Source organism: Desertivibrio insolitus, from assembly GCF_017355965.1.
Classification (GTDB): domain Bacteria; phylum Actinomycetota; class Actinomycetes; order Actinomycetales; family Microbacteriaceae; genus JAFIQW01.
Map to the genome: position 1 here is coordinate 790,282 of NZ_JAFIQW010000001.1, position 21,717 is coordinate 811,998.

The 21,717-nt window shown below is 70.9% G+C and carries 32 protein-coding genes, 1 tRNA gene, 1 rRNA gene and 1 pseudogene; 12 read left to right on the top strand and 23 right to left on the bottom strand.

Translation table 11 applies throughout. The features are described 5' to 3' along the window. Nucleotides 1–194 precede the first annotated feature (194 nt). The 5 genes and pseudogenes from JUB10_RS03825 to JUB10_RS03845 form a co-directional block, all read right to left on the bottom strand. Nucleotides 195–929: pseudogene (locus tag JUB10_RS03825) on the bottom strand (LssY C-terminal domain-containing protein); the annotation flags it as partial. 84 nt (nucleotides 930–1,013) lie between these two features. Further along, complete coding sequence (locus JUB10_RS03830) at nucleotides 1,014–1,229, bottom strand: hypothetical protein (protein WP_207454312.1); 216 nt, start codon at nucleotides 1,227–1,229, stop codon at nucleotides 1,014–1,016. Between the two features lie 106 nt (nucleotides 1,230–1,335). Continuing rightward, nucleotides 1,336–1,584 carry a DUF6510 family protein gene (locus tag JUB10_RS03835; protein WP_207454313.1) on the bottom strand — a complete coding sequence of 83 codons (249 nt, stop codon included), beginning with the start codon at nucleotides 1,582–1,584 and terminating at the stop codon, nucleotides 1,336–1,338. Further along, complete coding sequence (locus tag JUB10_RS03840; RefSeq protein ID WP_307859072.1) at nucleotides 1,584–2,270, bottom strand: FAD-binding oxidoreductase; 687 nt, start codon at nucleotides 2,268–2,270, stop codon at nucleotides 1,584–1,586. Before JUB10_RS03840 ends, JUB10_RS03835 begins: the two co-directional genes overlap by 1 nt. Nucleotides 2,271–2,293: 23 nt before the next feature. After that, nucleotides 2,294–2,887: a sulfite oxidase-like oxidoreductase gene (locus JUB10_RS03845; RefSeq protein WP_207454315.1), complete on the bottom strand. Its 594-nt coding sequence runs from the start codon at nucleotides 2,885–2,887 to the stop codon at nucleotides 2,294–2,296. An 85-nt stretch (nucleotides 2,888–2,972) separates the two neighbouring features. On the opposite strand from JUB10_RS03845, the gene JUB10_RS03850 reads away from it, so the two are divergent. Further along, on the top strand, nucleotides 2,973–3,443 hold the full coding sequence (locus JUB10_RS03850; protein ID WP_307859073.1) for a GNAT family N-acetyltransferase: 471 nt from the start codon (nucleotides 2,973–2,975) through the stop codon (nucleotides 3,441–3,443). On the opposite strand, the gene JUB10_RS03855 is transcribed toward JUB10_RS03850, so the two are convergent. Further along, on the bottom strand, nucleotides 3,422–4,423 hold the full coding sequence (locus JUB10_RS03855) for an SDR family oxidoreductase (RefSeq protein ID WP_207454317.1): 1,002 nt from the start codon (nucleotides 4,421–4,423) through the stop codon (nucleotides 3,422–3,424). The two genes, JUB10_RS03850 and JUB10_RS03855, sit on opposite strands and share 22 nt — an antisense overlap. A gap of 68 nt (nucleotides 4,424–4,491) precedes the next feature. Beyond that, a complete protein-coding gene (locus tag JUB10_RS03860; RefSeq protein ID WP_307859074.1) occupies nucleotides 4,492–5,427 on the bottom strand; it encodes an aldo/keto reductase in 936 nt (311 codons plus the stop codon). A 91-nt stretch (nucleotides 5,428–5,518) separates the two neighbouring features. On the opposite strand from JUB10_RS03860, the gene JUB10_RS03865 reads away from it, so the two are divergent. From JUB10_RS03865 to JUB10_RS03880, 4 genes are all read left to right on the top strand, one after another. Further along, nucleotides 5,519–6,013, top strand: coding sequence for a DUF2975 domain-containing protein (locus JUB10_RS03865; protein WP_207454319.1), 495 nt, complete (start codon nucleotides 5,519–5,521; stop codon nucleotides 6,011–6,013). Next, on the top strand, nucleotides 6,013–6,231 hold the full coding sequence (locus tag JUB10_RS03870; protein WP_207454320.1) for a helix-turn-helix domain-containing protein: 219 nt from the start codon (nucleotides 6,013–6,015) through the stop codon (nucleotides 6,229–6,231). Before JUB10_RS03865 ends, JUB10_RS03870 begins: the two co-directional genes overlap by 1 nt. Before the next feature lie 120 nt (nucleotides 6,232–6,351). Further along, nucleotides 6,352–7,269: a 5'-3' exonuclease gene (locus tag JUB10_RS03875; protein ID WP_207454411.1), complete on the top strand. Its 918-nt coding sequence runs from the start codon at nucleotides 6,352–6,354 to the stop codon at nucleotides 7,267–7,269. 31 nt (nucleotides 7,270–7,300) lie between these two features. After that, nucleotides 7,301–7,555 carry a PLDc N-terminal domain-containing protein gene (locus JUB10_RS03880; protein WP_207454321.1) on the top strand — a complete coding sequence of 85 codons (255 nt, stop codon included), beginning with the start codon at nucleotides 7,301–7,303 and terminating at the stop codon, nucleotides 7,553–7,555. On the opposite strand, the gene JUB10_RS03885 is transcribed toward JUB10_RS03880, so the two are convergent. The 4 genes from JUB10_RS03885 to JUB10_RS03900 all read right to left on the bottom strand — a co-directional run bounded on the left by JUB10_RS03885 (nucleotide 7,552) and on the right by JUB10_RS03900 (nucleotide 9,338). After that, the gene (locus tag JUB10_RS03885) at nucleotides 7,552–8,346 is read right to left on the bottom strand and encodes a LamG domain-containing protein (protein ID WP_307859075.1); all 795 of its coding nucleotides are present in this window, start codon (nucleotides 8,344–8,346) and stop codon (nucleotides 7,552–7,554) included. The two genes, JUB10_RS03880 and JUB10_RS03885, sit on opposite strands and share 4 nt — an antisense overlap. Nucleotides 8,347–8,366: 20 nt before the next feature. After that, nucleotides 8,367–8,714, bottom strand: coding sequence for a hypothetical protein (locus tag JUB10_RS03890; RefSeq protein ID WP_207454322.1), 348 nt, complete (start codon nucleotides 8,712–8,714; stop codon nucleotides 8,367–8,369). A 67-nt stretch (nucleotides 8,715–8,781) separates the two neighbouring features. Next, nucleotides 8,782–8,955 carry a hypothetical protein gene (locus tag JUB10_RS03895; RefSeq protein ID WP_207454323.1) on the bottom strand — a complete coding sequence of 58 codons (174 nt, stop codon included), beginning with the start codon at nucleotides 8,953–8,955 and terminating at the stop codon, nucleotides 8,782–8,784. Further along, the gene (locus JUB10_RS03900) at nucleotides 8,952–9,338 is read right to left on the bottom strand and encodes a hypothetical protein (protein WP_207454324.1); all 387 of its coding nucleotides are present in this window, start codon (nucleotides 9,336–9,338) and stop codon (nucleotides 8,952–8,954) included. Before JUB10_RS03900 ends, JUB10_RS03895 begins: the two co-directional genes overlap by 4 nt. 128 nt (nucleotides 9,339–9,466) lie before the next feature. Here JUB10_RS03900 and JUB10_RS03905 point away from each other — a divergent pair, with 128 nt between their 5' ends. After that, entirely contained in the window at nucleotides 9,467–9,715 is a 249-nt protein-coding gene (locus JUB10_RS03905) for a hypothetical protein (protein WP_207454325.1), read from the top strand. Here the strand turns inward: JUB10_RS03905 and JUB10_RS03910 are convergent. Further along, a complete protein-coding gene (locus tag JUB10_RS03910) occupies nucleotides 9,712–10,215 on the bottom strand; it encodes a MarR family winged helix-turn-helix transcriptional regulator (protein ID WP_207454326.1) in 504 nt (167 codons plus the stop codon). The genes JUB10_RS03905 and JUB10_RS03910 overlap by 4 nt on opposite strands. 93 nt (nucleotides 10,216–10,308) lie before the next feature. On the opposite strand from JUB10_RS03910, the gene JUB10_RS03915 reads away from it, so the two are divergent. Next, the gene (locus JUB10_RS03915) at nucleotides 10,309–11,247 is read left to right on the top strand and encodes an NADP-dependent oxidoreductase (RefSeq protein WP_207454327.1); all 939 of its coding nucleotides are present in this window, start codon (nucleotides 10,309–10,311) and stop codon (nucleotides 11,245–11,247) included. 61 nt (nucleotides 11,248–11,308) lie between these two features. On the opposite strand, the gene JUB10_RS03920 is transcribed toward JUB10_RS03915, so the two are convergent. Further along, complete coding sequence (locus JUB10_RS03920) at nucleotides 11,309–11,701, bottom strand: PPOX class F420-dependent oxidoreductase (RefSeq protein ID WP_207454328.1); 393 nt, start codon at nucleotides 11,699–11,701, stop codon at nucleotides 11,309–11,311. Nucleotides 11,702–11,729: 28 nt separating this feature from the next. Further along, a complete protein-coding gene (locus JUB10_RS03925) occupies nucleotides 11,730–12,371 on the bottom strand; it encodes a dihydrofolate reductase family protein (RefSeq protein WP_207454329.1) in 642 nt (213 codons plus the stop codon). Nucleotides 12,372–12,522: 151 nt separating this feature from the next. Between JUB10_RS03925 and JUB10_RS03930 the strand changes: the two genes are divergently transcribed. Next, a complete protein-coding gene (locus JUB10_RS03930; RefSeq protein ID WP_242682025.1) occupies nucleotides 12,523–12,858 on the top strand; it encodes a PadR family transcriptional regulator in 336 nt (111 codons plus the stop codon). Continuing rightward, complete coding sequence (locus JUB10_RS03935; protein WP_207454330.1) at nucleotides 12,855–13,766, top strand: hypothetical protein; 912 nt, start codon at nucleotides 12,855–12,857, stop codon at nucleotides 13,764–13,766. The genes JUB10_RS03930 and JUB10_RS03935 overlap by 4 nt, the downstream gene beginning before the upstream one ends. A 45-nt stretch (nucleotides 13,767–13,811) precedes the next feature. On the opposite strand, the gene JUB10_RS03940 is transcribed toward JUB10_RS03935, so the two are convergent. Then, on the bottom strand, nucleotides 13,812–14,129 hold the full coding sequence (locus JUB10_RS03940; RefSeq protein ID WP_207454331.1) for a hypothetical protein: 318 nt from the start codon (nucleotides 14,127–14,129) through the stop codon (nucleotides 13,812–13,814). A 192-nt stretch (nucleotides 14,130–14,321) separates the two neighbouring features. After that, nucleotides 14,322–14,408, bottom strand: a tRNA-Ser gene (locus JUB10_RS03945). A gap of 112 nt (nucleotides 14,409–14,520) precedes the next feature. Here JUB10_RS03945 and radA point away from each other — a divergent pair. Further along, nucleotides 14,521–15,873 carry a DNA repair protein RadA gene (gene radA, locus JUB10_RS03950; RefSeq protein ID WP_207454332.1) on the top strand — a complete coding sequence of 451 codons (1,353 nt, stop codon included), beginning with the start codon at nucleotides 14,521–14,523 and terminating at the stop codon, nucleotides 15,871–15,873. On the opposite strand, the gene JUB10_RS03955 is transcribed toward radA, so the two are convergent. The 5 genes from JUB10_RS03955 to tyrS all read right to left on the bottom strand — a co-directional run bounded on the left by JUB10_RS03955 (nucleotide 15,870) and on the right by tyrS (nucleotide 19,210). Further along, nucleotides 15,870–16,163 (bottom strand): antitoxin, encoded by a 294-nt coding sequence (locus JUB10_RS03955; RefSeq protein ID WP_207454333.1) that lies wholly within the window; start codon nucleotides 16,161–16,163, stop codon nucleotides 15,870–15,872. The two genes, radA and JUB10_RS03955, sit on opposite strands and share 4 nt — an antisense overlap. Before the next feature lie 64 nt (nucleotides 16,164–16,227). Then, a complete protein-coding gene (locus tag JUB10_RS03960) occupies nucleotides 16,228–16,623 on the bottom strand; it encodes a dehydrogenase (RefSeq protein WP_207454334.1) in 396 nt (131 codons plus the stop codon). A gap of 45 nt (nucleotides 16,624–16,668) precedes the next feature. Further along, the gene (locus JUB10_RS03965; RefSeq protein ID WP_207454335.1) at nucleotides 16,669–17,286 is read right to left on the bottom strand and encodes a hypothetical protein; all 618 of its coding nucleotides are present in this window, start codon (nucleotides 17,284–17,286) and stop codon (nucleotides 16,669–16,671) included. A 52-nt stretch (nucleotides 17,287–17,338) separates the two neighbouring features. After that, nucleotides 17,339–17,878: an amino-acid N-acetyltransferase gene (locus tag JUB10_RS03970; protein WP_207454336.1), complete on the bottom strand. Its 540-nt coding sequence runs from the start codon at nucleotides 17,876–17,878 to the stop codon at nucleotides 17,339–17,341. A gap of 24 nt (nucleotides 17,879–17,902) precedes the next feature. After that, nucleotides 17,903–19,210: a tyrosine--tRNA ligase gene (gene tyrS, locus JUB10_RS03975; protein ID WP_307859076.1), complete on the bottom strand. Its 1,308-nt coding sequence runs from the start codon at nucleotides 19,208–19,210 to the stop codon at nucleotides 17,903–17,905. 109 nt (nucleotides 19,211–19,319) lie between these two features. On the opposite strand from tyrS, the gene JUB10_RS03980 reads away from it, so the two are divergent. Then, the gene (locus JUB10_RS03980; protein ID WP_207454338.1) at nucleotides 19,320–19,913 is read left to right on the top strand and encodes a DNA-binding protein; all 594 of its coding nucleotides are present in this window, start codon (nucleotides 19,320–19,322) and stop codon (nucleotides 19,911–19,913) included. Beyond that, nucleotides 19,910–20,464, top strand: a complete 555-nt coding sequence (locus tag JUB10_RS03985; RefSeq protein WP_307859077.1) for a hypothetical protein — start codon at nucleotides 19,910–19,912, stop codon at nucleotides 20,462–20,464. Before JUB10_RS03980 ends, JUB10_RS03985 begins: the two co-directional genes overlap by 4 nt. Before the next feature lie 21 nt (nucleotides 20,465–20,485). Here JUB10_RS03985 and JUB10_RS03990 read toward each other — a convergent pair whose 3' ends face one another. Together JUB10_RS03990 and rrf are read right to left on the bottom strand one after the other, a co-directional pair. Then, complete coding sequence (locus JUB10_RS03990) at nucleotides 20,486–21,445, bottom strand: helix-turn-helix domain-containing protein (protein WP_207454339.1); 960 nt, start codon at nucleotides 21,443–21,445, stop codon at nucleotides 20,486–20,488. Nucleotides 21,446–21,634: 189 nt separating this feature from the next. Beyond that, nucleotides 21,635–21,717: ribosomal RNA gene (gene rrf / locus JUB10_RS03995) — 5S ribosomal RNA — on the bottom strand; the annotation flags it as partial.

Consider the following 21,717-nt stretch of genomic DNA (forward strand, 5'->3'; position numbering starts at 1 on the left):
GGCCGCTTCGCGCGGTTCGACGCGGCGTGGTCCTTCACGGTCGCGACGACCTCGCGCGGACGCACCGCGTGGTGGTCGGCCACGGGCTGCGGCTGCCGGGCGGCGGCGCGCACGCCGCGCAGGTCGACGATCGGCAGGTCGCCGTCGGTGACGATCGCGTCGCCGCCGCCGTTGCGGTGGTGGAACGCCGAGGAGAAGTTGCGGATCACGGTGACGTCCGTGCCCTCGTTGCCCTCGGTCAGCGTCTTGACGATGTGGTCGCGCTCCTGGTCGACGTGCCGCGAGATGCGGTGCGTCACCTGCAGCGTGAAGAACGACAGCCCGACGCGGGAGTCGTAGGTGCCGGCCGCGAGCCAGTCGACGCGGGCGCCGCCCGGCAGGTACCAGTCCTTCGGCACCGGCCAGAACCGCACGTGGTGCCGCTTGGCCGGGCTGCCCTCGACCTCCTGCTGGTAGGTGAAGGCCTGCTGCCGCCCGAAGAGGAACAGCGGGCTCACCGGAGCGTTCGGGTAGGCGCGGCGGCGCAGGGTGGCGACGACGATGCCGAGCGAGCTGCGGAAGCCGAGCTCGTCTGCGCGCTGCCAGCCCGCGCGGCGCATGGCCTCGTGCACCTGCTTCTCGCTGCCGAGCAGCGCGACGTTGACCGGATCGCCGAGGAGTCCCTCGTAGGTCCGCGTGCGACCGATGAAGTAGTCGGGCACGTACAGCACGGCGAGCGCGGTGTGCACCCGCGGTAGCAGCAGGTAGGCGAGGATCAACCACAGCACGAGCAGCAGCCACCAGTCGCGGGCGCCGCCCTCGATCATCTGCCGCACGGTGATGACGGCGAGCCAACCGGCGGCGACGGCCCCGGCGATGAAGAACAGGGCGTCGGTGACGGCGAGCATCGCCCACACGGGGCCACGCCGTTCGGCCGTGCCTCCGCTCATGCTGCTCCCTCCGACGCGGCCGCCGCAGGGGCAGGCCACGTCAACACTACGGATGCCGTGCTGCGCGAGGCATCCGCGGGTCGCTCAGGCCTCGGAATCCTCCTTCGCGTCGTCCTGCTCGTCGCCGTCCATCGGCAGGCTGAACGAGAGGGCGAGGAAGGTCGGCCCGAGCGCGCAGAACGCGACCCACGAGGAGTTGCCGCTCACCAGCAGCCCGAGGGCGAGCAGCGTGAACACGAGTCCGATCGCGAAGAACCCGGGGTTCTTGATCGCCGACCAGGGCTTCCCGTCGTCGCTCATGCCGCCACGGTAGGTCGCCGGGCGCGGCCGGCGACTCCCCCGCGAGACGGATATCAGCGGTACCGGCGCTCCTGGAGGCCCGCTCAGCTTGGAGCGTGCGCGGACGCTACACGAAGGCGAGCCCGCGGAGCCCGCTCACGCTCACCCGGGTGCCGGCCGGCGTTTCGACCACCGTGAGCAGCACGTAGCCGCAGCTCGCGCAGCGGGCGACGAGGCCGGGCGCTCTCGTGTACACGTGGGCACGGGCGAGCTCCGACACAGCGCCGCAGCCGGCACAGCGTCCCGTCGCGGCGGTCGCGTCCTGTGCGAAGACATCGGCGAGCGCTCCGGCGAGCACGTTCCCGTCGAGGTGCATCACAGGCCTCCGAACCGCTCGGTCTTCACGCGCTCGGGCCGGAAGCCGAGGTCGACGAGCCAGGTCGCGACGCTCTCGACGAAGCCGGTGGGGCCGCACACGAAGACATCCGGGTCGACGGATGCCGGGTGCACGAGCTCCGCGAGCAGTTCCCGCGTCACCCGGCCCGCCGGTCGCGAAGCCCCGTCGGGTGCCCGCCGGGTGTGCACGAACGTCACGTCGACCCCGAGCCGTTGCAGCTCGTCGCGGAAGAACACGTCGTCGGGCGTGCGCACGGAGTAGAGCAGGCGCATGTCGGCGATGCTGCCGGAGGCGGCGTGCGCGCGGGCCATCGCCAGCAGCGGCACGACTCCCGAGCCGCCCGCGATGAGCTGGACGGCGGGTGCGGACGTCTCGGGCTTCCACACGAACCAGCCGCCGAGGGGCCCGCGCAGTTCGACCTGATCGCCGGGCAGCAGCTCGTCGACGAGGTACGGCGACACCTCCCCGGTGTCGATGCGGTCGACCGCCAGTTCGACCGTGTCGCCCGGGCCCGCGGATGCCACGGAGTAGGAGCGGACGGCCTGGTACCCGTCCTCGGCGGTGAGGCGCAGGTCGAGGTGCTGACCGGCGAGGTTGCCGCCCCACCCGGGGACGTCGAGCGTGATCGAGCGCGCGGAGGGAGTCTCCGTCCGTGTGCCGGTCACGACGCCCACCTTCCAGCCGCCGCTCACCAGTAGCGCTGCTCGCGCCAGGGGTCGCCGTACAGGTGGTACCCGTTCTGCTCCCAGAAGCCCGGTTCGTCGTCGGCCTGCATCACGAGGCCGCGCACCCACTTGGCGCTCTTCCAGAAGTAGAGGTGCGGGACGAGCAGGCGGGCGGGGCCGCCGTGCTCGGGCTCGAGCGGCTCGCCATCGAACTCGTAGGCGATCCAGGCCTTGCCGTCGAGCAGGTCCTCGAGCGGCACGTTCGTCGTGTAGCCGCCGTAGGAGTGGGCCATGACGAAGTCGTGGCTCGACTCCACGTCCTCGAACAGGGTGTCGAGCGAGACCCCGCGCCACGACGTGCCGAGCTTCGACCAGCGGGTCACGCAGTGGATGTCGGTCGAGACGTCCTCGGCGGGCAGCGCCAGGAACTCCTCCCACGACCAGGTGTGCGCCTGGCCGGTCTCCGTGCGGATCGTGAACTCCCAGTCATCCGTGTCGATGTCGGGAGTGGGGCCGGCGGAGAGCACGGGGAAGTCCGTCGTGAGGAACTGACCCGGCGGCAGGTCGGGACTCGATTCGCGGCGCCGGGATCCGAAGCCTCGGGAGACGATCGCCATGCTGCCCCTTCCGTTCCCGCTCAGGCTAGTGCGACCGGTCGCCTGGAGGCCAGATGCACCGGATGCCTCGGGCTACTGTGTCCCGGTGACCATCGAGTACCACCGCGCCGGCGCCGCCGACTGCGATCCGATCACCCTCTACCGGATCCTCTGGCTGCGGGTGCGGGTGTTCGTCGTCGAGCAGAAGGCCGCGTACGACGATCTCGACGGGCGCGACATCGAACCGGGCACGGAGCTGCTGTGGGCCGAGGAGGACGGCGAGGTGCTCGCCACGGCGCGCATCCTGCGCGACGGCGACGGGCTCCGCATCGGCCGCGTCGCGACGGCGACCGAGGCGCGCTCCCGTGGAGTCGCGAGCGAGCTCATGATCCGTGCGGTCGAGCGCTGCCTCGAACTCGACGCCGCCGCCGACATCCGGCTCGACGCCCAGGCGCACCTCACCGGCTGGTACGGGCGTTTCGGGTTCGAGGTCGACGGCGAGCTGTACCTCGAGGACGACATTTCGCACCTGCCGATGCGGCGGTCGCCCGCGCTTCAGAGCGCGCGCGGCCGGTAGGTCTCCACCAGGCGGTCCATCAGCCCGTCGAGTCGCTCGTCGACGACCTGACGCGAGGGATCGGCGTCGAACCAGCCGACCATCTCGCGGGCGCCGACGTCGAACGGGATCTGCGGCGCCCAGCCGGGCACGAGGCTCCGCACCTTGGCGTTGTCGAACAGCACCGAGTGCGCCTTGTCACCGATGAGCGAGGCACCCCAGTCCTCGTCGACCGCCGCGATGGCGTCGGAGGGCACGTGCACGAGGTCGGGCTCGTCGACCCCGGCGGCGCGGGCGATCAGCGTGTAGATCGCGTTCCAGGGCAGCGGCCGCTCGGAGGTGATGTGGAAGGTCTCGCCGAGCGCCTCGTGGCGGCCGAGGAGACGGGCGAAGGCGTAGGCGAAGTCGCGACTGTGCGTCAGGGTCCAGAGCGAGGTGCCGTCCCCCGGCACGACGACGCCGGCGCCGCGCCGCATCCGGGCGATGGACGTCCAGCCGCCCTCGATGGGCAGCGTCGCCTCGTCGTAGGTGTGCGACGGACGCACGACGGTGACCGGGAAGCCCTCCTCGCGGTAGAGCTGCGTGAGCAGCTCCTCGCAGGCGATCTTGTCGCGGCTGTACTGCCAGTACGGGTTGTGCAGGGGCGTCGACTCGCGGATCGGCAGCATGCTGATCGGCTTCTGGTAGGCCGAGGCCGAGCTGATGAAGACGAACTGACCGGTGCGGCCGGCGAAGAGCCGATGGTCGCGCCGCACGTCGTCGGTGGTGAAGGCGAGCCAGTCGACGACCACGTCGAAGCTCTCGTCACCGATCGCGTCGCGCACCGACTGCTCGTCCTTGATGTCGGCGCGGAGCACCCGCGCCTCGCTCGGCGGCGTGCGCTTGTCGGACTGCCCGCGGTTCAGCAGCGTGACCTCGTGGCCGAGCGCCACCGCCTCGTGGGCGACCGACGTGCTGATGGTGCCGCTTCCGCCGATCATGAGCACTTTCAACGCGGTCATTCCACTCCTCCTCGAGACGGGCGCGGCGAACGGGCCGCCTCTCCGATCGTAGTGACCGCCCGCGGGCGTCAGCTCCAGCCGAGGTCGCTGCGCCGACGCCAGTAGTCCCGCGGCTCCTCGGCGAGCAGCGCGAGCGCGTCGGCTGCGAGCCGGGGCGGGCGCGCGGCGAGGTTCTGGGCGAGCTGCTGCACGGTGGCGGCGCCGCTCAGCACGAGGTCGGCCCACGGCTGCGCGAGCACCGCCCCCATGGCGAACGCGTCGGGCGACTGCCCGTCGTCGGCCGCGAGCGAGGCGATCGGCGAGTCGGCTGCGACCAGGCGCCCGTTCGCGAGCGCTTCCTTGACGACGACGACCCAGCCGGCGGCGGACGCCGCGGCGAGCGCGGGGGCCGCGGACTGCTCAAGGAGGTTCCAGGTGCTCTGCACGACCGAGAACGGGGTGTCGGCGAGGCCGAGCGCTCGCTCGATCACGGCGCCCTGGTCGGGGCCGCTCGTCGAGAGGCCGACGCGGATGCCCCGGGCTCCGAGTTCCCGCAGTCGTGCGAGCAGGGCGGGGTCGCCGAGCGCCGGGCTGTCGGGGGTGACGGAGTGCACGAGGTAGAAGTCCGGCTCGGTGCCGAGCGCGTCGAGCGTCTGGGGCCACTGCCGGTCGATCATGGCGAGCGAGTGCTCCTTGCGCTCGTGCACCGGGGCATCCAGCCGCCACTCGCCGACGTACTCGTAGCCCCACTTCGAGCCGAGGGTCAGCTCGTCGCGTCGCCCGGGCCGCTCACGCAACCATTCCCCGAGGAACTCCTCCGCCCGGCCGTAGGAGCGCGCGGCATCGAGGTAGCGGATGCCGCCGGCCCATGCGGCATCGAGCAGCTCGTGCACGTGCCGACGCATCGCATCGACCGACCGGTGGGCCCCCGAGCCGAGGTCCCGGTCGCGACCGGGCGTGATGTAGGCCGGGCGCCCGACCGCCGCGAGACCGAGACCGAGCCGGGTCGTGTACTCGTCGGTCACGGCGTGCTCCGTTCCGCGCGCCAGGACTGCGCGCCCTCCACCGAGGATAGTAGCTATTGACTTTCGACACCTGGCCATCGATTATCGATGCATGACCCGTCCCGCTGTCGTCGCGCTCCGCGCTGTGATCATCCTCCTCGGGCTCGGCGTGCTCGTCGGGCAGGCGCTTCTCGTGCCGGCGCTCGGCACCGCGCTGGCCGAGGGCGTCTTCGCCGAACAGCGCACCAGCGCCCCGCCGCTTCCGCTCGCCCTGGTGGGCATCGCGCTCGGGCTGTGCATCGAGGTCGCGCTCGTCGCCGCCTGGGTTCTGCTCGGGATGGTCAGCCGCGACGCGATCTTCAGCGAGCGGGCGTTCCGCTGGGTCGACGTCATCATCGGCGCGGGCGCCGCCGCGACCCTCGTGCTCCTTGCCCTCGACGTGTACTGGTACCTCGTGCTGGAGCCGAGGCTCGATGCGCCGGGCATCATCCTCGTGCTGAGCGCCGGCGTCGCCCTCGGCGTCACGTTCGTGCTCTTCATGGCCGTCATGCGCGGGCTCCTCCGGGCGGCGACGACCATGCGGGGCGAGCTCGCCGAGGTGGTGTGATGGCCATCGTCGTCGACATCGACGTGATGCTCGCCCGCCGCAAGATGTCGGTCGCCGACTTCGCCGAGGCGGTCGGCATCACCCCGGCGAACGTGGCGGTGCTGAAGAACGGTCGAGCCAAGGCGGTGCGGTTCACGACGCTCGATGCGGTGTGCCGGGTGCTGGAGTGCCAGCCGGGCGACGTGCTGCGCTGGGTGCCGGACGCCGCGGAGGGTTAGCGCGGGTCGCCACCCGGCGCCATCTCGTCGTCGTGATGCATCGTCGTGCCGACGGATACTCCGCAGATGTGCCACCCGGCAGCCATCCGCCAGACTGGGCGCGTGACCGAGGGCCGACTGATGCTGCTGGACACCGCGGCGCTCTACTTCCGCGCCTTCTACGGCATGCCGGACACGCTGAAGGCGCCCGACGGCACACCCGTCAACGCGGTGCGCGGTCTGCTCGAGATGATCACCCGGCTCGTCGTCGACTACCGTCCCGTCGAACTCATCGCGTGCTGGGACGACGACTGGCGCCCGCAGTGGCGCGTCGATCTCGTGCCGAGCTACAAGACGCACCGCCTCGCCGAGGTCGTCGAGACGGGCCCCGACGTCGAGGTCGTGCCCGATCCGCTGACCGCGCAGGTGCCCGTGATCGTCGCGACCCTCACGGCGCTCGGCATCCCGATCGTCGGCAGGCCCGGATACGAGGCGGACGACGTCATCGGCACGCTCGCCGCCCGGGCCACGCAGCCCGTCGACGTCGTGACCGGCGACCGCGACCTGTTCCAGGTGGTCGACGACGCCCGCGACGTGCGGGTGATCTACACGGCGCGGGGCATGAGCAACCTCGAGATCGTGACCGACGAGGTGATCCGCGCGAAGTACGGCATCAGCGCCGCCCAGTACGCCGACTACGCGACGCTGCGCGGCGACACGTCCGACGGCCTGCCCGGTGTCGCCGGCATCGGCGAGAAGACCGCCGCCACCCTGCTGACCCAGTTCGGCGACCTCGCCGGCATCCGTGCCGCTGCGGAGGCGGGCCCCACAGTCAAGCTCTCACCCTCGATCAAGGCGAAGATCCGAGCCGGCGCCGAGTACCTCGACCGCGCCCCTGCGGTCGTCGCGGTGGCCCGGGATCTCGAACTGCCTCGCGTCGCCGCCCGCGTCGGCATCCCCGCGGGCGGCGTAGAACGGATCACGGAGCTGGGCACCCGATGGGGCCTCGGCGGCTCCGTCGCGCGGGTCATCGCGGCGCTCGGTCGCCGCGACGCGTGACAAGGCGCACCGGTTGCGCCAGACTCCGGGCGTGAGCGGCGAGACCCCCGACGGCATCAGCATCGTCTTGCCCGCGGCCTACGACATCGTCTGGTCGTTCGCGCCGCTGCTCCTGCTCTTCCTCGTCGCGGTCACCGTGATCAACATCGCGTACACGCACTGGCTGACGACGCAGGAGAAGCTGCTCTGGGCGGCGCTCGCCGTGTTCGTCCCCGTCCTCGGGGCGCTCGCGTGGTGGCTGTTCCTCGCGGGTGCGACGGCGCGGCGCCGGCGCCCCGGCGCCTAGCGCCCGTTCCAGCCACGCACGGCGTGCACGAGGGCGGTCTTCGGATACGCGCCGGCGCCGCTGCGCCCGCCGAGCTCGAAGAGATCGATCATCAGGAACAGCGGATAGTCGGGAGCCTGCGGGATGCGGCGGAGCACGCGCCCCTCGCATCCGATCACCGTCTCGCCGTCGCCCCACATCGCGGTCCAGGTGTGCCGACGGGTCGCGTCGAACGGCAGCATCACCTCGGCCATGTCGGTCGCGAGCGTCGTGTCGCCGTGCGCCTTGACTCCGCAGCGCGCGGTCGTGCTCTCAGGTCCGATGGCGGATGCGTCGATCTCGAAGAGGCAGACCTCGCCCGCGTGCGCCCACGAGAGGTGCTCGGTGCCGACGAGCCAGGCGGCGAGCATGCAGCCCTCGTCGCGGCTCGCGCTCACCGTGACCTCGAGCCGACCGGAGGACGGCGCCCACAGCAGCCGCGTCGGCGTGGCCGTCCGCACCGTGAGCCCGTCCGGCCGGTGCCGGTGCGTGCCATGCGCAGACCCGAGGGTGCCGGAGAAGGTGCCGGTCTGCAGGTTGGAGACCCGCAGCGGGCCGTCCTCCTCGCGCCAGTCCGGCTGGTCGCGGTCGATCCGAAGCCGCAGACCCGCGGCGCTCAGGTCGTAGCGCGCAGCCGACCGCTCGGGCGTCGTCCAGTGCGGCAGGTAGTGGTCGACCCAGAGGTCGCGTCTGAGCTCGGAGCCGGCGAAGTCGTCGGCGAAGTCCGGGGCGCGGCCGGGTGCCGGAGGCAGCGGCGCGGCGTCGGGCGACACGGATGCCTCGGGCTCGCGGCCTACGCCAGCCGCGCGAGCGCCTCGGCCGTGCGCGCCTCGAGGTACGACGCGACCCGGGAGACCATGTGGAACTCCTCGGCGAGGTTCTGCACCTCGACCGACGACATCACGAGCTCCTCGTCGCGCGGAGCGAAGTGCACGCGCCAGCCAGGCTGGTCGTGCGCCGGCCGCTCGAGGAACGTGTCCGTCGTCGCGAGCTCGAACTTGATGAGCACGAGGCCGGCGTCCTGCTCCCCCTCGGCGTCGAGGTCGCGCTCGAGCGTGCGGATGACGCCGGGAACGCGGTGCCCGAGGGCACGGAAGTCGGCCAGCCAGCTGTCGATCGTCTCGAGGGAAAAGAGCGCCACTGAAGCCTTCCTCGCCTGTCCGTCGGCACGGGACGTGCCAGAAGAAGGATAGGGCTCGGCCGGGCGGTCACCGTGCCGGTCGACCGAGCAGCCCGAGCCATCCGAGCAGGGCGACGACGACCGCGATCGCCAGCACCCACGGCGGCAGCAGCCAGCCCGCCGTCGGGCCGGTGAGCAACAGGGCGAGGGCGACGAGCAGGGCGACGAACCAGCGGGTGCGCGGTGGGCGCTGCCCGCTCACCGGGTGGTCGCGTCGAGCGTGACGAGCCCGATCCGCTGGCGGATGCGTTCGTGCCAGCCGTCGCGGACGAGCTGCGGATGCACCCAGCCTTCGGATCTCGCCACGGCCCCGTCGGCGCTGCCCGGCAGCAGCTCCCCCTCGCAGCGGGCCTCGATGCGCAGCTCGGTGCCGTCCGGGTAGTCGACGTACGCGGCATCCACCTCGGCGAGGAGAGCGAGCAGGGCGCTCTCGTCGCAGTGGACGTCGCGTGCCGGGAACACGGCGTAGACGACGGAGCCGCCGTCGCCACGGAACACGACGTACCCGGTGCGGGCGATCTGCGCGTCGCGCAGCCGGTAGAACGGCATGGACGCGCGGTGCTGATGAGGGGCGACGTCGACCATGGCTCATGGAAGCACCGCAGGGTTCGTCTTGTCCAGCCTCTATTCGAGTTCGTTCCGGTCGCCGGGAACCGCGTCCCCTTGCCCGTGGGCATTATTCGCTCTACTGTGCGTGCAACGAAAGGGTGCACATGGAGCAACTCGCGATCGGCACGGCCGCCGCGCTGCTCGTCGGCTACGTCGCCCTCGTGGGCGCCGCACTGCTGCAGATCTTCCGCGCGCCGATTCCGCACGCCCTTCGGTTCGGATGGTTCGCGGCGGTCGTGCTCGCGCCGCCGCTGGGTGTTCTGGTCTGGCTCCTCTTCGGACATCCCGCTGCCCCGTTCCCCGTCGCCCGCGCACACACCGAAGCGGCGCCGTCACGGGGGCCGGGGGGCTAGGACGACGCGGAGCGCCGGCGCCGTGCGGCCGACCGCGGCGGTGTCGCCCGCATGTGTGCTCGCACCGTGGAGAGCAATCCGCCGAGCGCGGTGACGTCATCGCGCTTCAGCGGCGCGAAGAGCAGTTGACGGATCACGTCGATGTGTCCCGGGAAGACCCGTGAGAGCACCTCGCGTCCGGCGTCCGTGATCGTGACGGTGATGCCGCGCTCATCCTCCTCGGATGGTGCCCGGGTCACGAGGCCGGCCTGCTCCAGAAGACCTGCCTGATAGGTGAGCCCGCTGCGGCTGTAGACGACGCCGTCGGCGAGATCCGTCATGCGATGACTTCCGGTCGGCGAGTCGCCGAGCGTGGCCAGGAGTTGGAACTGCACGTAGCTCAGGCCGCCCGCCTCCTTGAGCTGCTGCTCGACCGTGTGGCGCAGAAGGCTGCTCACTTCGATCAGGGCGAAGTAGGCGTCGAGCTCGACTGCGTCGAGGTGCGGCTGGGGATCCGTCATGAACACATCCTATTGCTACGAACTCGAAGCACTGCTACTGTCGCTATGTGCTTCAGATTCGAAGCAGTAACCGAAAGTAGAAGGAGATTCGAGATGAAGGCAGTGCGTTTCCACGAATTCGGCGGCGACGACGTCCTCCGTTACGAGGAGGTCGATCGCCCCGCCCCCGCAGCCGGCGAGGTACGCGTGAAGGTGGCGGGGTCGGCGTTCAATCCCGCCGACAACGGGATCCGGGCCGGCATCCTGCCGATCCCGGTGTCCCTTCCCCACACTCCCGGCTACGACGTCGCCGGAACGGTCGACGCGATCGGCGACGGCGTCACCGGCTTCGTGGCGGGCGACGCCGTGATCGGCTTCCTGCCGATGACGGGCGTCGGCTCCGCGGCGGAGTACGTGATCGCGCCGGCCTCGGTTCTCGTTCCGGCTCCCACCGCCGTGCCGCTCGCCGATGCGGCGGCCCTGCCGTCGGTCGGGCTGACCGCCTGGCAGGCGCTCTTCGACGAGGCCGGTCTGCGGGAGGGACAGCGCATCCTCATCGTCGGCGCCGGCGGCACCGTCGGCGGGTACGCCGTCCAGCTGGCGAAGCGCGCCGGTGCTCACGTGATCGCGACCGCGAGCCCCCGCAGCCGGCAGAGCGTGACGGCGGCGGGCGCGGACGAGGTGTTCGACCACACGAGCGCTCGACTGCTCGACGTCGTCGAGGAGCAGGTCGACGTGCTGCTCAACCTGGCACCGCTCGAGCCCGAGGAGTTCCGCGCCCTCGTCGGGCTCGTGCACTCGGGCGGTGTGGTCGTGAGTACCACGGCGTGGATGCCGGCTCCGGGCGACGAGGAGCGCGGCGTGCGCGGCGTCGTGATCTACGTGAGGAGCGATCTCGACGAGCTCGCGCAGCTCGTGTCGCTCGTCGATCGCGGTGAGCTGCGTGTCGAGGTGGCGCGCCGGATCCCGCTGAGCGAGTTGCCGTCGGTGCACGAGCAGGCGGCGTCGGGCGTGCTGCGCGGCAAGGTGATCGCAGTGCCGGAGGCGGCGTGAGCCCCACCTGCACCAGGAAGGCCGTCGCTGCGGCGATGGCCTTCCTGCATGCCCGGTCGGCTCAGCCGGTGACCCGCAGGATGACGCGCTCCTTGCGGCCGCCCATGCCGCGGCTCTCGATGAGCATGAACGTCTTGTACTCGAAGCCGTACTTCTCGCGGAAGATCTCGGTGCAGCGCCCGATCTCCGAGGCATCCGTCTCGATCGTCGCGGTGCCGGAGACCAGGGGAGCGTCGGCGTCGACTCCACCCATGCGCCCGCTCGGCCGGAGTGTGACGGACGGGTTGTTGCGCAGGCGCTTGACCTTGCCGCTCTCCGCCGGCGTCGTGACGATCAGCGCGTCGCCGTCCCGGGCGATCCAGACGGGCGTCGCCACCCCATCGCCGCTCTTCCGGAACGTGGTGAGCGAGACGAAGCGCTCCGAGGCGAGCGCGAGGAGGTCGGCCGAGGTCATGGTCGCAGCCTAGGCCGCGACGCCGGGATCAGCGGGCGAAGGTGACGTGCACGACTCCGCTCTCGGCGACCTCCGATGTGACCGAGTACCCGCGCTCGAGCTCGCGCAGGTCGTCCCACAGCCGCAGGCCGCGGCCGAGCACGACGGGCGCGATGCCGACGTGCAACCGGTCGACGAGCCCGGCCGCGAGGAAGTCGCGGGCGACGCCCGCTCCCCCACCGATCCGCACGTCGGCGCCGCCGGCCAGTTGCCGAGCGCGCGCGAGGGCTTCCTGCGGGCCCGTGGCGAGGAACTCGAACCGCGTGCCGTTGGCGAACTCGATCGGCGGGCGCTGCCGGTGGGTCAGCACGAGCACCGGGGCGCGGAACGGAGGCTCGTCGCCCCACCAGCCGCGCCAGTCCTCGTCATCCGGGAAGGCGTGGAACCCGAACATCCCGGCGCCCATGATCTCCGCGCCGACCCCGTCGAAGTACGCGGATGCGTAGCGGTCGTCGACGCCCGTGGTGCCCTCGCCCGAGGTGTCGTGCAGCACGCGTTCGCGGAAGGTCCGCGTCGCCGCGTAGGCAGAGACGAGCTTGTCCCAGTCCTCGCCCATCGGGTTCTCGGCGGTCTGACCGGACGGCATGACCACTCCGTCGAGCGAGATGTTGAGGTCGAGGCGAACGGCCATGGTTCCCTTTCTGCTGCAGCGGATGTGCGTTGTGCACGGTCGCAGACGAAAGACGCAGCGTCAACAGGCGAGGTCACCCCCGGCGGAAGCAGTCGCCCGCACCCCAGGGGATCCTCTTGCTATATATCGGTGTTCTGAATATCGTCGCCGCATGAGTAACGAGATGAGGGAGCCGACCTTCCTGGTCCTCGCGGCTCTTCTCGAGGGGCCGAAACACGGATACGCGCTCCTCTCCGCAGTGAACGATCTCTCCGACGGACGGGTCAACCTGCAGGTCGGCACCCTCTACGGCGCGCTCGACAGGTTGTCTCGGAGCGGTTGGGTCATGGAGTCGGGCACGGAGATCGTCGACGGCCGCCACCGCCGTTACTTCACCTTGACCGATACCGGAGCGCGCGCTCTCGCTGAGGAAACGGCGAGAGTCACCGCCCGCGCCAACAAGGCGGCCGCATTGCTCGCGCAACACCGGAAGGGATTCGCACTGTGAACGCACTCGAGCAGCAGTACCGTCGTGCTCTGCGCCTCTATCCCGCGGAGTGGCGCCGATCGAATGAGGACGTCGTCGTCGGCACTCTGCTCGACGCCGCCGAGCACGAGGACCGCTCGATTCCGCGGCGCGGAGAAATCGCGAACCTCGTTCTCAACGCCGTCAACAGCCGGCTCACGCGGGTACCTTCGCTCAGCCGAGCCGCGCGCGACACGGCTGCTACGACCGCATTGGCGGTCGGGGCAGCGGTAGCACTGACCTCGGCGATGCAGCTGGAGGCGGGCACCGGCGCGGTCAGGGCGTTCGACCCGGACATCGCGACGCTCGGACCCTTCACCTCACCGACGGTCGTCGTCTACGGGCTATGGCTCGGAGCGTTTTTCGCCGCGATCGCTGGTTTCAGGGGAACCGCCAGGGCTTCAGTCGCCGCCACGATCCCTGCTGCCGTCGCGTCGCGCCTCATCGCCGACGCCGAGGGCATGTTCGGCAGGCCGACCTGGACGTTCTTGGCACTGCTGATCGCGCTGGCACTCCTCGTCGTGTCCGGCTCGCCAGGGCGCCGCTGGCCTGCATTCGTGTCGACGTTCCTCGCCGCGACCGCTGTATTGCTGAGCGTGAACGCTCAAACTGCTTCCGCCTTCCAGAATCCCTTCTGGATGGACGCCCCTGGGTTCTTAGGCTGGTTCCCGGCGCTCACGCTCGCGGCGGCAGCCGGGGTCTTCGCGAGGAGGCAGCGGGCGCTCGCAACTGCTGCGCTCGTGGTGACTCTCCCGTTCACGGCAGCTGCGGTCGTCAACGGCGGAATCTCTCAGGCGGCGTCCTACGCACTGCTCGTCGCCCTCGGACTCGTCGTGGTGTGCGCCGCACCCCGACTGTTCGGCTGGCGGCTCACGCTCGAACGGCGTTGAGGCGCGGCCGTCACCTGCGACACCTCGCCGTGCCGAGCGCGCCGGTCACAGCCGCACGGGCGGCCTCACGGCGGAGGACCAGACCCACGCTTTGTCCTCACGGCCGGCGGGAGTGCGCCACCGGACGGCGACCGCGTGCTCCGTCCAGGCGACGACCTCGACGTCCAGAAGCACCGGAGTGGTGTTGTAGCGCACCCACGCCCGCGCCCGCCGAGGCTTGGGGGTGCGGGTGAGCGGCTCGACGTCGAGCTCGAGCTCCTCGTCGGTGAGCGAGGTGGGATGGTGGTCGCGCATCGCCATCTCGATCACGCGCGCGTTCATCTGCCGGTCGACGCGGTCGGCGTACCGCTTGTTCGTGCCCATCGGCTGCTCCTGGTGTTGCTGAGGAGCGGTCCGGCCACCGCGGGAGAGATTGTGTCGGCTTCCTCCGACAGTGCACCCCCGACCCTGGGGATGGCAAGGCGGATGACTCACCGAGAGCGCCGCAACCGTTAGGCCCGAACGTCGGCGCGGCGCAAATGGAAAACCCCCGGCAGAACCGGGGGCTTTCAGGAGCGGTAGCGGTGGGATTTGAACCCACGGTGGAGTTGCCCCCACACATGTTTTCGAGACATGCTCCTTAGGCCGCTCGGACACGCTACCGGGGAAGAGCCTAATACATCCGCGGACCCGACCTGACCGTCCGCGCGCGCAGCGGCGCAGCACGGTGGACGGCCTCCCGCCCGTGTCGGCGGCCCCGCCTAGGCTGTGCGCCATGCCCCGCGCCACCACAAATTTCCGCTGCACCGAGTGCGGCTGGTCGAGCATCAAGTGGGTCGGGCGCTGCGGCGAATGCCAGCAGTGGGGCACGGTCGTCGATCAGGCGGATGCCGCAGCGCCGGTCGTCCGGCTCCGGCCCGCCGTCGTGCCGGCCGAGCGCGCCGCGCGGCCCGTCACCGAGCTCGTCGGCGACGACGTCTCCCACTGGCCCACGGGCATCAGCGAGGTCGACCGCGTGCTCGGCGGCGGGATCGTGCCCGGCGGCGTCATCCTGCTGAGCGGCGAGCCCGGCGTGGGCAAGTCGACGCTGCTGCTCGAGGTCGCCTCGCGCGCCGCGCAGTCGGGTCAGCGCGTGCTCTACGTGAGCGCGGAGGAGTCGGTGAACCAGGTGCGCATGCGTGCGAGCCGCACCGGCGCCCTGCAGGAGTCGCTGTTCATCGCGTCGGAGGTCGGCCTCGCCGTCATCCTGGGTCAGATCGACGACATCGAGCCGGCGCTGCTGATCGTCGACTCCGTGCAGACGGTGTCGAGCTCGCTCACCGAAGGACTCGCCGGCGGGCCCTCGCAGGTGCGCGAGGTCGCCTCGACGCTGATCCGCGTCGCGAAGGACCGCAACCTGCCCGTCGTGCTCGTCGGGCACGTCACGAAGGACGGCTCCATCGCGGGCCCGCGCCTGCTCGAGCACCTCGTCGACGTCGTCTGCCACTTCGAGGGCGACCGGCAGACCGCACTGCGCTTCGTGCGCGCGCTCAAGAACCGCTTCGGCCCGACCGACGAGGTGGGCTGCTTCGAGATGACCGGCGACGGCATCGCCGAGGTCGCCGACCCCAGCCGCCTCTTCCTCAGCCGCACGCGTCAGGCCGTCAGCGGCACCTGCGTGACGGTCAGCGTCGAGGGCCGGCGCGCCCTTCCGGTTGAGGTGCAGGCGCTCGTCGTGAAGTCGACCACGCCGCAGCCGCGCCGCGTCGTCAACGGCGTCGACTCCTCACGCGTCGCGATGCTGCTCGCCGTGCTCGAACGGCGGGCGGGTCTCGCCCTCAGCAGCACCGACGTGTACGTCTCGACGGTGGGAGGCATCCGCCTCACCGAGCCCGGTGCCGATCTGGCGATCGCGCTGGCCGTGGCATCCGCCTATCGTGACAAGGCGCTGCCGCAGCACCTCGCCGCGTTCGGTGAGGTGAGCCTTGCGGGCGAGATCCGGGGCGTCGCGTCGGCGAAGCAACGCGCGAACGAGGCGCGCCGCCTGGGCTTCCGCACCCTGCTCGACGATTCGACGGGCACCGTACGGGCCGCGGTCGACCGCGCCTTCATCAAGGCGAGCGACGACCGCGGCATCCCCGAGTTCTAGGCGCCGGTGTCGCGACCCTCGTTGCGGTCGATGTCGGCGTCGCGGATGCCGGTGTGCGACACTCCACGCTCGTCCTCGGTGCCCGTGCCGATGCGGTCGTCGGCCCGGTCGCGGATGTCGTCGCTCTGAGCGTCGAACCGACCGCCGGTCGCGTGGTCCGCGGCGCCCTCGACGCCGTCGAGCACACGGTCGCTCGCGTCCTCCACCTTGTCGCTGTGAAGCGCGTCGCGCACCTTGTCGTTGCTCAGAACCTGCTCGGCCTGCTTGCGGAAGTCATCGAGTCCAGCCATGCCGCCATGCTTCTCCCGCCGTCTGTACGCCACCTGACCGGCAGCAGGACGTCGAGTGAGGCGCTCAGGCCTCGAGCTTGAGGGCGTCGAGCACGTCCTGCGGCAGAGCCTGCATCGCGTGCGGCCCGGCGACGTCGAACCACACGCCCTCGAGCACGCCGATGTTCTGCTCGAGGAAGTCGCGGAGCATGGGGCCGTCGTAGAAGATCACGCGGTGGTCGGTCTCCTGCGGCAGCATCTTGGCGTAGTTCTCGGCGGCCGAGAACAGCAGGAGCAGATAGCGGTCGGAGTCGCCCTGCCGGAACACGCGGATCTGCGGCGGCCCGTCGACCGGCAGCAGGGGCAGCACGACGTAGTCGTTCCGCAACGCGAACGCGACGGCCGCGGTGTCCTGACGCTCGAGCGCGGCCGCGAGCCGCTGCTCCTCGGGCAGCTTCGATTCCGGCGTGATGTCGGGCATGGGCTCCACCCTACAAAGCGAGCACTGAAGGGCGACCGGTGGGGCTCAGTAGAGCAGGAACTGCTTCGTGTCCGACCCCGCGTAGTCGCCGACGCTCACCTCGAGGTGGTAGCTCGCCCCGCCGGCCGGCATCGCCTGACGGTCGCCGTCGCACGTGGACGGTTCGGAGCGGGTGCGGTCCCACGTGATGGGGGCGGTCGACTGCGGCGCGTTCGGCTGGAGGGTGACCTCCGCGTCGACGGGGTCGACCTGGCAGTCGGTCGACTTCCACACGACGTCCGAGCCGCTCGTGATCTGGAAGACCTGCTGCGTCGTGCCGGCGTTGATCGTGCACGGCGCGGGGCTGGTGTTGGTGATGCGCATCGAGATCTGCGGGCTCGAGCCCTCGGGGTACTCCGTGGCATCCGTCAGCGGCTCGATCTTCACCGACGTCGGCAGGCAGGGCTCGCCCTCCCGCTGGCCCTGCGCCGCGGGCTCGGCCGTCGCGGGCGCGGCGGGCTGCTCGGAGCTGCTCGCCGCGGGCTCGGCGTTGCCGGCTCCCGGGCGCACCACGATCAGCACGACCACGGCGACGATCGCCGCGAGAACGGCGAGCACGAGAGCACGCCGCCGCCAGTACACGTGGGGCGGCAGCGGCCCGACAGGACGACGCACGCTCGACATGGGCACAGGATAGGACCGGGGTCCGGCTGCTCCCGTGCGCCACGCGCCGGGACTAGAGGGTCTTCAGCATCCGGGTGTTGCCGAGCGTGTTGGGCTTTACCCGCGCGAGGTCGAGGAACTCGGCGACGCCCTCGTCGGGGGAGCGCACAAGCTCGGCGTAGATCTGCTGGTCGACAACCGACTCGCTGATCTCCCGGAAGCCGTGCCGCCCGAAGAACTCCGTCTCGAAGGTCAGGCAGAACAGCCGCGTGAGCCCGAGCTCGGCGGCATCCTTCTCGAGCGCGTCGAGCAGGGCGTGCCCGACTCCTGCGCCCCGCCAGTCGGACGACACCGCGAGCGTGCGCACCTCGCCGAGGTCCTGCCACATCACGTGCAGCGCCCCGCAGCCGACGAGCTCGCCGTCCGGCCCCTCGGCGACGCGGAACTCCTGCACCGCACCGTAGAGCACCACGAGTTCCTTGCCGAGCAGGATGCGCTCCTGCACGAGCGGCTCGATGAGGCGCTGGATGCCGACGACGTCGTCCGTGCGCGCGCGACGCACCGTGAAGGAGCGGTCGACGGATGCCACGGGCGCGGAGTCGGCGGAGGTCATCCCCACATTGTTGCGCGTCCCGGGCTACGCCGAGACCGTGACCCCGGCCAGGGTCCGCTTGCCGCGGCGCAGCACCGCGTGCCGGCCGTGCAGCAGGTGGTCGCCGAGCACCGCGTCATCCGTCAGCTTGACGTTGTTGATGTACACGCCGCCCTGCGCGAGCGCGCGACGGGATTCGCCGAGACTCGAGGTGAGCCCGGTCTCGACCAGCAGCTGCGTCACGTGCGCGTCGGGCGACGCGGTGGTGGAGGGCAGCTCGCCGAGCGCAGCGGTGAGCGTGCGCTCGTCGAGGTCGGCGAGCTCGCCCTGGCCGAAGAGCGCGGCGGAGGCGGCGATCGCCGCCTCGGTCTCCTCGCGACCGTGCACGAGCGTGGTCACCTCGAGCGCGAGCCGGCGCTGCGCCTCGCGCTTGAACGGCTCCTGCTCGACGGCCTGGCCGAGGCGTTCGATCTCTTCGCGGGAGAGGAACGTGAAGACCTTGAGCCGCGCGACGACGTCCGCGTCGTCGGTGTTGAGCCAGAACTGGTACATCGCGTAGGGGCTCGTGAGCGCGGGGTCGAGCCACACGGCATTGCCCTCGCTCTTGCCGAACTTGGTGCCGTCGGAGTTCGTGATCAGCGGGGTGCCGATCGCGTGCACCGAGACGCCCTCGACGCGGCGCACGAGGTCGATGCCGCTCGTGAGGTTGCCCCACTGGTCGCTGCCACCGCTCTGCAGGACGCAGCCGTAGTCGCGGTAGAGCTGCAGGAAGTCCATCCCCTGCAGGATCTGGTAGCTGAACTCGGTGTAGCTGATGCCGGCGTCGGAGTTCAGGCGGGCGCTGACGGCGTCCTTCTTGAGCATCGCGCCCACCCGGAAGTGCTTGCCGATGTCGCGCAGGAAGTCGATCGCGCTGAGCGGGGCCGTCCAGTCGAGGTTGTTGACCAGGGTCACGCCGTTGTTCCCCTCGGCGCTGAGGAACCGGGAGACCTGCGCCTGCAGGTAGCCCACCCACTCGGCGACGGTCTCCTTGGTGTTGAGGGTGCGCTCGGCGCTGGGCTTGGGGTCGCCGATGAGGCCCGTCGAGCCGCCGACGAGGGCGAGCGGGCGGTGACCGGCGAGCTGCAGGCGGCGCATGAGCAGCAGCTGCACGAGGTTGCCGAGGTGCAGGCTGGGCGCGGTCGGGTCGAAGCCGCAGTAATAGGTGATGGGCTCCCCGTCGAGCAGTCGGGCGAGCTCGGCCTCGTCGGTGGAGACGTGGACGAGACCCCGCCAGACGAGTTCGTCCCAGAGGGACGGGAACGTCGAGTCGTTCGACTGCGCGGAACGCGCGTCGGGGAGGTCGGTCGGCACGGCTAATACGGTACCAGCGGGCCTTCTCCCGGCCTCGCCTTTCGAGTCCCGCTCAAGCCTGATACCTTGATCCTTGACTATCAAGCGCTGAGACTTGCGAGAGTGACCGATGCTGGTGCTGACCATCGACCAGGTGCGCAGTCGTGAGCGCCCGGATGACGTGGGCAACCTGCTCGCGCTGCTGCGAGAGTACCCGCACGTGCTCGCTCCGGAACGGACAGCGGGCGACGAGGCGCAGGTGCTGCTCGACGACGCCGAGGTCGCGCTGCGGATCATCCTCGACCTCACCCGTCGCGGAGGCTGGACGATCGGTTGCGGGGTCGGCCCGGTCGTGACCCCGTTGCCCGACAGCATCCGCGAGGCGACCGGAGGCGCATTCATCTCCGCTCGAGAGGCCGTCGACCGGGCCAAGCGCAAGCCGACGCGGGTGGCCGTCGAGGCCGCCAGCGCCGAGCGCGACGCGAGACACTTCGAGGCGCTGCTCGACCTGCTGCTCGTCGTGCGCCGGCGACGTACGCCGGAGGGCTGGGAGGTGCACGACCTCCTCAGCGAGGGGCGCACCCAGACCGACGCCGCGGCCGTGCTCGGCGTCACTCCGCAGGCGGTGAGTCTGCGCGCTCAGGCCGCGGACCTGCGCGTCGACGCCCCGGCGTCGGAGGCTCTCGTTAGCCTGCTGAGCAAGCTCGATCGGGAGGTGTCGTGACGCCGACGGATGTCTCGTGGCTCGTCGTCGCGCTCGTGGCGTACGCCACCCTCGCGCTGGCGTTCGTCGCGATGCGCGATGGACGCACCTGGTACTCCGCTCCCGTGCTGCTGCCGGTGGTCGCCGCCGTCGCGATGGGTGCGAGCCCCATGGCGCCCGCCTCCCCCGCGGTCGGCGTGCCGCTGTGGATCGGCATCGGCCTGCTCGCCGTCGTCGCGGGCAACCCGCTCGTCTCGCTGGTGCTGCATCTCGCGAGCCCGCGGACGGTGCCGCTGCAGGTGCAGAACAGCGTGTTCGTGACCCGCGGAGGCACGCGTCAGGAGGAGCTGCGGGGCGGTGTCACGATCGGACTGCTCGAGCGGCTCGCCTTCCTCGGCTGCGTGCTGCTCGGCCAGCCCGGTGGGATCGCGGTGATCGTCGCCGTGAAGGGCCTCGGCCGATTCAATGAGCTCAACACGGAGCAGACCCGCGAGCGCTTCATCGTCGGCACGCTCGCGAGCCTCGTGTGGGTGGGAGCCTGCACGGCCGCGATCGTGCTCTCGTCGTCCTGACGCTGGCAGGCCTAAGGTCGCTCAGCGCCGCAGCGTCTCGCTGGGCTTCTCGCCGAACGTCGAGCGGTAGTGCGCGGCGAAGCGGCCGGCGTGGGCGAAGCCCCAGCGCAGCGCGATCGACTCGACCGTGAGCGCGTTGCCGTCGCCGGCTTGAAGCAGCTCATCGCGAGCGCCGTGCAGGCGCACGTGCCGCAGGTACTCGGACGGGGACATCCCCATCTGCTTGCGGAACGCCGACTGCAGCCCTCGCAGCGAGAGCCCCGACTCGAGGGCGACGTCCGCGACGGTCACAGGGAGGTGGGCGCTGGAGTCCATGAACGCGAGCGCCCGGCGCACCGCGCGAGGATGCACGACGGTCGGGTCCTGGGGTTCCTCCGCGGAGACGCCGTAGGTCTCGGTGATCGCGACCACGATCTGCCGCAGCGCCTCCGCTCGCACCAGCGGGGAGGCGAACGCCGTCGGGTCCTGCCGCAGGGCGACGTCGACGAAGCGCATCGTCGCGGCCATCAGTCGCGGGGAGCGGCGCATCGAGTTCGGCCGCGCGAGCATGAGCTCCCGTGACGAGCGCCCCATGCTGTCCATCGCGCGATGGAAGGCCTCCGGCGTGACGGAGACGGTCAGGAGATCCAGCCTGTCGAAGTCGGCGGTGAGATCGCGACCCGGCGGAAGGAAGAAGGGCACGCTGCCCGATCCGGATTCGCGCCCGGCCTTCCAGCTGTGTCGCCCCTCGACGGGATACGCGACCACGAAGCTCTCGAACGCGGTCGCACCGGCCCGCACCGAGCCGAGGAAGCGCAGCCTAGCGAGATCGAGCACGCCGTCGGAGACGGCGCTCGCCTCGTACTCGAACCGCGCCGGTGGAGCGGCGTCGACCGTCATCTCGTTGCGGTACAGCACGCTCATCGACGCGGCTGCGGCCTCGATCTGCGACGTGCTCGCGGTGTACCGCGACACTGCGTCGCCAGTCAGCGCCACGGTCATGCGGACACGCTAGTTCAGGACTAGCAAGATGCCCCGATTCGGGGGCGCGGGGCTTGTCAAGAAGCCCTGGGTGCCGTAGGGCGTCAGAACCGCATGCCTCGTGGCTGGGTGGTTAAACAGGTGATGCCCACCCTCGTACCCGGTCACCGTCTGTGGTGTCAGGGTACGGGGGTGGGCATCGTGAAGGATGTCCGGCGGTGTCCTACTCTCCCACGAGGTCTCCCTCGCAGTACCATCGGCGCTGCAGGTCTTAGCTTCCGGGTTCGGAATGT

What these genes read in the sequence shown, in the direction of transcription:
- JUB10_RS03830 (WP_207454312.1), bottom strand. Translation starts at nt 1,229, where the DNA reads ATGAGCGACGACGGGAAGCCCTGGTCGGCGATCAAGAACCCCGGGTTC.
- JUB10_RS03835 (WP_207454313.1), bottom strand. Translation starts at nt 1,584, where the DNA reads ATGCACCTCGACGGGAACGTGCTCGCCGGAGCGCTCGCCGATGTCTTC.
- JUB10_RS03845 (WP_207454315.1), bottom strand. Translation starts at nt 2,887, where the DNA reads ATGGCGATCGTCTCCCGAGGCTTCGGATCCCGGCGCCGCGAATCGAGT.
- JUB10_RS03855 (WP_207454317.1), bottom strand. Translation starts at nt 4,423, where the DNA reads ATGACCGCGTTGAAAGTGCTCATGATCGGCGGAAGCGGCACCATCAGC.
- JUB10_RS03865 (WP_207454319.1), top strand. Translation starts at nt 5,519, where the DNA reads ATGACCCGTCCCGCTGTCGTCGCGCTCCGCGCTGTGATCATCCTCCTC.
- JUB10_RS03870 (WP_207454320.1), top strand. Translation starts at nt 6,013, where the DNA reads ATGGCCATCGTCGTCGACATCGACGTGATGCTCGCCCGCCGCAAGATG.
- JUB10_RS03875 (WP_207454411.1), top strand. Translation starts at nt 6,352, where the DNA reads ATGCTGCTGGACACCGCGGCGCTCTACTTCCGCGCCTTCTACGGCATG.
- JUB10_RS03900 (WP_207454324.1), bottom strand. Translation starts at nt 9,338, where the DNA reads ATGGTCGACGTCGCCCCTCATCAGCACCGCGCGTCCATGCCGTTCTAC.
- JUB10_RS03905 (WP_207454325.1), top strand. Translation starts at nt 9,467, where the DNA reads ATGGAGCAACTCGCGATCGGCACGGCCGCCGCGCTGCTCGTCGGCTAC.
- JUB10_RS03910 (WP_207454326.1), bottom strand. Translation starts at nt 10,215, where the DNA reads ATGACGGATCCCCAGCCGCACCTCGACGCAGTCGAGCTCGACGCCTAC.
- JUB10_RS03915 (WP_207454327.1), top strand. Translation starts at nt 10,309, where the DNA reads ATGAAGGCAGTGCGTTTCCACGAATTCGGCGGCGACGACGTCCTCCGT.
- JUB10_RS03920 (WP_207454328.1), bottom strand. Translation starts at nt 11,701, where the DNA reads ATGACCTCGGCCGACCTCCTCGCGCTCGCCTCGGAGCGCTTCGTCTCG.
- JUB10_RS03925 (WP_207454329.1), bottom strand. Translation starts at nt 12,371, where the DNA reads ATGGCCGTTCGCCTCGACCTCAACATCTCGCTCGACGGAGTGGTCATG.
- JUB10_RS03930 (WP_242682025.1), top strand. Translation starts at nt 12,523, where the DNA reads ATGAGTAACGAGATGAGGGAGCCGACCTTCCTGGTCCTCGCGGCTCTT.
- JUB10_RS03940 (WP_207454331.1), bottom strand. Translation starts at nt 14,129, where the DNA reads ATGGGCACGAACAAGCGGTACGCCGACCGCGTCGACCGGCAGATGAAC.
- radA (WP_207454332.1), top strand. Translation starts at nt 14,521, where the DNA reads ATGCCCCGCGCCACCACAAATTTCCGCTGCACCGAGTGCGGCTGGTCG.
- JUB10_RS03955 (WP_207454333.1), bottom strand. Translation starts at nt 16,163, where the DNA reads ATGGCTGGACTCGATGACTTCCGCAAGCAGGCCGAGCAGGTTCTGAGC.
- JUB10_RS03960 (WP_207454334.1), bottom strand. Translation starts at nt 16,623, where the DNA reads ATGCCCGACATCACGCCGGAATCGAAGCTGCCCGAGGAGCAGCGGCTC.
- JUB10_RS03965 (WP_207454335.1), bottom strand. Translation starts at nt 17,286, where the DNA reads ATGTCGAGCGTGCGTCGTCCTGTCGGGCCGCTGCCGCCCCACGTGTAC.
- JUB10_RS03970 (WP_207454336.1), bottom strand. Translation starts at nt 17,878, where the DNA reads ATGACCTCCGCCGACTCCGCGCCCGTGGCATCCGTCGACCGCTCCTTC.
- JUB10_RS03980 (WP_207454338.1), top strand. Translation starts at nt 19,320, where the DNA reads ATGCTGGTGCTGACCATCGACCAGGTGCGCAGTCGTGAGCGCCCGGAT.
- JUB10_RS03990 (WP_207454339.1), bottom strand. Translation starts at nt 21,445, where the DNA reads ATGACCGTGGCGCTGACTGGCGACGCAGTGTCGCGGTACACCGCGAGC.